Source organism: Pseudomonas sp. I8001 (assembly GCF_013385345.1).
Classification (GTDB): Bacteria; Pseudomonadota; Gammaproteobacteria; order Pseudomonadales; family Pseudomonadaceae; genus Aquipseudomonas.
On record NZ_JACAQC010000030.1, the window covers coordinates 77,609 to 83,388 of the forward strand.

Annotated in this window: 6 protein-coding genes; 2 read left to right on the forward strand and 4 right to left on the reverse strand. The window is 61.8% G+C overall.

All coding sequences use genetic code 11. The features are described from left to right. Positions 1 to 271: 271 nt before the first annotated feature. Positions 272 to 586 carry an SCP2 sterol-binding domain-containing protein gene (locus HX839_RS20260; RefSeq protein WP_048730219.1) on the reverse strand — a complete coding sequence of 105 codons (315 nt, stop codon included), beginning with the start codon at positions 584 to 586 and terminating at the stop codon, positions 272 to 274. A 56-nt stretch (positions 587 to 642) separates the two neighbouring features. Further along, positions 643 to 1,353, reverse strand: coding sequence for a histidine phosphatase family protein (locus HX839_RS20265; RefSeq protein WP_087694873.1), 711 nt, complete (start codon positions 1,351 to 1,353; stop codon positions 643 to 645). A gap of 193 nt (positions 1,354 to 1,546) precedes the next feature. Between HX839_RS20265 and sohB the strand changes: the two genes are divergently transcribed. Further along, the gene (gene sohB, locus HX839_RS20270) at positions 1,547 to 2,572 is read left to right on the forward strand and encodes a protease SohB (protein WP_008434663.1); all 1,026 of its coding nucleotides are present in this window, start codon (positions 1,547 to 1,549) and stop codon (positions 2,570 to 2,572) included. Positions 2,573 to 2,724: 152 nt separating this feature from the next. On the opposite strand, the gene HX839_RS20275 is transcribed toward sohB, so the two are convergent. Together HX839_RS20275 and HX839_RS20280 are read right to left on the reverse strand one after the other, a co-directional pair. After that, entirely contained in the window at positions 2,725 to 4,254 is a 1,530-nt protein-coding gene (locus HX839_RS20275) for an MFS transporter (RefSeq protein WP_177067606.1), read from the reverse strand. Continuing rightward, a complete protein-coding gene (locus HX839_RS20280; protein WP_177049909.1) occupies positions 4,251 to 4,736 on the reverse strand; it encodes a heme-binding protein in 486 nt (161 codons plus the stop codon). The genes HX839_RS20275 and HX839_RS20280 overlap by 4 nt, the downstream gene beginning before the upstream one ends. 103 nt (positions 4,737 to 4,839) lie before the next feature. Between HX839_RS20280 and HX839_RS20285 the strand changes: the two genes are divergently transcribed. Further along, positions 4,840 to 5,721 carry a LysR family transcriptional regulator gene (locus HX839_RS20285; RefSeq protein ID WP_102605152.1) on the forward strand — a complete coding sequence of 294 codons (882 nt, stop codon included), beginning with the start codon at positions 4,840 to 4,842 and terminating at the stop codon, positions 5,719 to 5,721. Positions 5,722 to 5,780: the final 59 nt, after the last annotated feature.

Consider the following 5,780-nt stretch of genomic DNA (forward strand, 5'->3'; position numbering starts at 1 on the left):
CTACCGGCCGGCTTGAGTGTTTTAGAGCAACAGCACAATCAAAAGCTAAAGCGGGCACGGTCCAAATGTGGGAGCTGGCTTGCCTGCGATGGCATCAACTGGGTGTACCTGATGTACCGAGTTGTCTGCATCGCCGGCAAGCCAGCTCCTACAGATCAGAACCAGGTACATTCGCCGCCCCTCATGCCTGGGTGGAGTCCGGGGAATTTGTTTTGGCTCGGAAACGAAAAATCCCGCCATTGGCGGGATTTGTCATTTAAAGCAGGCTTGATCAGGCCGGGAACAGCTCGCTCAATTTCATGGCCAGCATCATGTCGCCTTCAGTGCGCAGTTTGCCGCCCATGAATGCCTGCATGCCGTCGGTGGAGCCGTCAACGATGCCTTTCATGGTGTCGCCGTCCATCACCAGGGTGACTTGGGCGTCCGGGTTTTCACCTTCCAGCAGTTCGCAGGTGTTGTTTTTCACGACCAGCGAGAAGTTCTGGGTGTCGTCGATACGGAAACCGAACACCAGGTCCAGGCCGTCGGCAGCGGCTGGGTTGAATTTGGCTTTCATTGCTTCTACGGCTTTAGCTACGTCAGTCATGGTTTCGATCCTTTTATGGTGAGTCCAGTGACCTTGGGGTCACGGTTGGCCGCAGTTCATCGGAAAGTGATGAGCTGCGGCGCCTTCAACAGTTGCAAGTGGGTATGGCTGTTGAAGGAAGCCAGTGCCACCTCGCGACCACGGAATTTCAGTTGGTTGAGCGAGGTGTTGACAATTTGCCAGTTCAGTTCGAAGGCCTGTGCGGCAGGCATTCGGGTAATCAGGTGGAGCAGGGCCGTAATGGTGCCGCCGGAGGTGAACACGGCGATCTTGTCACGGTTGTCGGCGGCTTCGAGGAGGCGTTGCAGGCCACCCTGGACACGTTCGACAAATCCCAGCCAGCTTTCCAGGCCCGGCGGGTCGTAGGTGCCGGCCAGCCAGCGTTCGATGATCAGGGAAAAGATGCGCTGGAATTCGCCACGGTTTTGCGCGGCGTTGCGCAATATGTGCAGGGCTTCGGGTTCGCTGTGCAGCAGGTCCGGGAGCAGGGCGCGGATGATCGCCTCGGCGTCGAACTCGTTGAACGCGCTGTCGATTTCCAGCGTGGGTACCGGCAGGCCGAGGGCGCTGTATTGTTCGAAGGCGGCGTTGGCGGTGTGCTGCTGGCGGCGCAGGTCGCCTGACAGGCAGCGGTCGAAGCCCAGGCCCAGTTCCGCCAGGTGGCGGCCAAGCACTTGCGCCTGTTGCACACCGATGGGCGACAGCACGTCGTAGTCGTCTGCACCGAAGGAGGCCTGGCCATGTCGAATCAGGTAGATGCTGCCCACGTCCGTTTTCCCGGTACGTTGAAAGTCTGGCGAGGTTATGAGGATGCCGGGAAGCTGTCAATGAAAAAACATACGCTTGTTTTAAAAGGTCGTTAGAGGCCCGCTGCTGGCGGTTTGATCACTGGCCCCATGGCGGTGGCGTCGGTATGCTTGGACAATCCGCGCCTGGCGCACTGCACTTGTAAGGAGTCACATGGATTTTCTGGCCGAGTACGCTACTTTCCTGGCTAAAACCGTCACCCTGGTCGTCGCCATCCTGGTGGTGCTGATCAGTTTCGCCGCACTGCGCAGCAAAGGCCGCCGCAAAGCTGCCGGCCAGTTGCAGGTCAGCAAGCTCAATGACTTCTACAAGGGTTTGCGTGAGCGCCTGGAGCAGACCCTGCTCGACAAGGACCAGCTCAAGGCCCTGCGCAAGTCTGAAGGCAAGGCCGAAAAGAAGAAGGGCAAGAAGAAGCCAGAAGCCAAGCCACGGGTGTTCGTGCTGGATTTCGACGGCGACATCAAGGCCTCGGCCACTGAAAGCCTGCGCCATGAAATCACGGCACTGCTGAGCCTGGCCACACCCAAGGACGAAGTGGTGCTGCGCCTTGAAAGCGGCGGCGGCATGGTTCACAGCTACGGCCTGGCGTCGTCGCAACTGGCGCGTATCCGCGAGGCGGGCGTGCCGTTGACCGTGTGCATCGACAAGGTCGCGGCCAGCGGCGGCTACATGATGGCGTGCATCGGCGAGAAGATCATCAGCGCACCGTTTGCCATCCTTGGCTCGATTGGCGTGGTGGCGCAGTTGCCCAACGTCAACCGCCTGCTGAAGAAGCACGACATCGACTTCGAAGTGCTGACCGCCGGTGAATACAAACGCACCCTGACCGTGTTTGGCGAAAACACCGAGAAGGGCCGGGAGAAGTTCCAGGAAGACCTGGACATCACCCATCAACTGTTCAAGAACTTCGTGTCGCGCTACCGCCCGCAGCTGGCGATTGATGACGTGGCCACCGGCGAAGTCTGGCTGGGTGTCGCGGCGCTGGACAAGCAACTGGTGGACCAGCTGCAAACCAGCGACGAATACCTGGCGACCAAGGCCAAGACCGCCGAGGTGTTCCACCTGCACTATGCCGAGCGTAAAAGCCTGCAGGAGCGGGTGGGCCTGGCTGCCAGCGGTTCGGTCGACCGGGTGCTGCTGACTTGGTGGAGTCGCCTGACCCAGCAGCGTTTCTGGTAACAATTCCAGCTGACGTTCGAAGATCAAAATGTGGGAGCGGCGGTGCGACGATTCGACTTGCTCGCGAATGCGGTGGATCAGTCACAGATGTATTGACTGACCCACCGCATTCGCGAGCAAGCCCGCTCCCACATTGGGTCGTGGTGGTCGCATTATCGAGTCAGTAAAGAGACCTGCGGCACCGCCGGTATGGGATGCCGCATCAACGATCCCACCACCAACGCCCCCAGCAAACCCAACAACCCCGCCACCCATAGCACCACGCTGAACCCGCCGACGAACGCCTGCCGCGCCAGTGGCTGCACCGTGTCCCGCGCGGACTCGGGCAGCAACGCCATGGCCGCCGGCATATCGCCAGCCACTACCCGTGAAGCAATCCCTGCCGCCTGTTCCTGCCACTGGGAGCCGATGCTCGTGTGCAGCAACTGTTCGCTATGGCTGCTCAACAACGCCCCATACACCCCGATCGCCAACATGATCGCGCTGAAGCGCATGGTGGTGCTCATGCCCGACGCCATCCCCGCGCGGTCCCGTGGCACGCAAGCCATGATGTTTTTCTGCGTATCGCCATTGAGCAATCCCGCGCCGGCCCCCGTGACGGCAATCGCCAGGGCGAACGGCAGATAGCCGCCGATATTGACCGCCCAGGCACTCAGCAGGTTGCCGCACCCCACCAACGCCAGCCCCGTCGCCATCATCGTTGCCGGGGCAAAACGGCTAGCCAGTCGGGCGCCTATCCGCGGACAAATCAACATGGTCAAGGCAAACGGCAACATGCCCAGCCCGGAGGCAATCGCGGATAAGCCCAGGCCGTTTTGCAAGTAGAACGGCAGCAGCGTCATCATCACCTGGGCACAGCCGGCGTAGGCGAACATCCCCAGCAGTGCGCCGATAAAGCGCGGGTGCCTGAACAGTTGCAGGTCGACCATGGGCCGTTGTTGCAGGCGTTCGGCGAGTACAAAAACACCCAGCAACGCAGCGCCTCCCAGCAGCCGCGCGTAAGTCAGCGGGTTGTCCCAGCCGATACGGTTGGCTTCGATCAAGCCCCAGATCAGGCACAGCAGGCTGGCACTGAAACTCAGGCTGCCCCAAGGGTCGAGCCTTGCAGCCTGGGCATCGCGGGATTCCGGAATCGCGCGCAGCACCAGTCCCATCAGCACCAGGCCGACCGGCAAATTCAGATAGAAAATCCAGCGCCAGCCCAGGTATTGGGTAATCAACCCGCCGAGGGTCGGTGCGGCGGTCATCGCCACGCCCATGCACGCGCCCCAGAAGGCCCAGGCCTTGGCGCGTTCCACTTCGTCATGGAAGGTATGGCCGATGGAGGCCAGGGCCGAGGTCAGCAGCAGCGCTGCGCCGACACCTTTGACGGCGCGAGCGATATCCAGGAACAACGCATTCGGCGCCGCACCGCAGCCGAGGGAGGCGAGGATGAAAATACCCAGGCCCCAGACCAGGGTCTTCTTGCGGCCAAAGCGGTCGGCAATGCTTCCGGCCGGCAATAACAGGGCGGCGAAGGCCAGCATATAAGCGCTGACCACCCATTCGATATCGGCAAAATTCGCCCCCAGGTCCCGGGCGATGCTCGGCAGGGTCACGGCGACGATGTTGGTGTCGAGCACGATCAGCGAACAGACCCCGGAGGCGGTCAGCAGTGTCAGGCGCGGGCTGACCTTGCTCATGGCTGCACCGAAGCCACCGCCGCGAGGGCGATCTCGTCATCGTGGGCCGGAGTATCTGCGCTGATGCCGATGGCGCCCACTACCTGGCCTTCAAGGATGATTGGCTTGGCGCCCTTCATCATCAACAGGCCGGCGGTGATGGCTGCCGGGCGGCCATTGTTGATGGCGTTTTCCAGGTCCCCGGACGGCCGCTTGAAGAGCGCTGAAGTGCGCGCCTTGCCTTGGGCCAGCTCGATACCGGCCACCACGGGAGCGCCATCCATGCGCAGCGTCAGGATCGGCCAGCCACCGTCATCGACGATGGCTACGGCGCAGGGCCAGCCCTTGTCGGCGGCGACCTTGCGCGCGTGTGCGGCGATCTGCTGGGCCGTTGCCAGGCTCAGGATTGCCTTGTGGGCAATGCTTGCGGGGGCTTCTGCGGCCAGCGCTGCGGGCACGGTGCAAAGACCGGCAAGCACCAGGACCAATGATTTGACGAACATGGGAAAGCCTCTCTACTGTGAACGTACTGCGAGCTTATCCCCGGCAGGTGGCGTCCTTGTTAGGCGCCATACAGAACTTCATTACCTTTGAGCTAATCCTGTGATGGAAATACGTCATTTCCGCTACTTCCTGGCGGTTGCCCGGCAACGCAATTTCACCCGTGCTGCCGAACAGCTGGGTATCGCGCCGCCGACCCTGAGCCGGCAGATCCAGGACATGGAAACCACCCTCGGTACGCGCTTGTTTATCCGCCGCCAGCGCGAGGTCAGCCTGACCGAGGCGGGCGCGGCCTTGCTGATCGAGGCAGAGGCCACCGTGCGCCAGTTCGAGTTTGCCCAACGCAATGCCCAGCGCGCCGGGCGTGGCGAGATCGGTCATATCGAACTGGGTTATGTGGCGTCGGCGGTGTATTCGGGGTTGTTGCAGCGTCAGGTGCAGTCGTTCTGCGCGGACTGCCCGGACGTGAGCCTCAGCGTGCGCGAGAGTCCCATGGCGGCGTTGCCGGGGCTGGTGGCGGAGGGGCGTTTCGACATTGGCTACATTCGTTCGCCGATGACCTTGCCTGATGGGGTCGAAGCGGTGCGGTTGAGCAGTGAAGGGTTTGTGCTGGCGTTGCCCCAGGATTCGTGGCTGCTGGGGTTGAAGGCAATCAGTTGCGAGCACCTGCAGAACGAGACGTTTATCTTGCCCGAGCAGATCAGCGGCACGCTGCACGTGGCGGCGCAGGGTGGTTATGCGCCGCGACTGGGGCCACAGCCGGGTGGGTTGGTGGCGGTGATTGCGTTGGTGTCACTGGGGCAGGGCGTAGCGGTAGTGCCGGAGTCGGTGGTGGGGCATGTGAGCTTGCCGAATGTCGTGTACCGCAGCATTGAAGGCAGCGAGGCGTCGTCCTGGTTGTCGCTGATTTACCGGCGCTTTGAAAAGGCGCCGGCGGTGGCGCGGTATATAGAGCAGGTGAAGCAGGTAGCCAGGTTGAAGGTTTGATCGCGGCGGGTTAGGTGCTTCACGGGTTAAGTGTGTTGCTGCCTTCGCGAGCAAGCCCG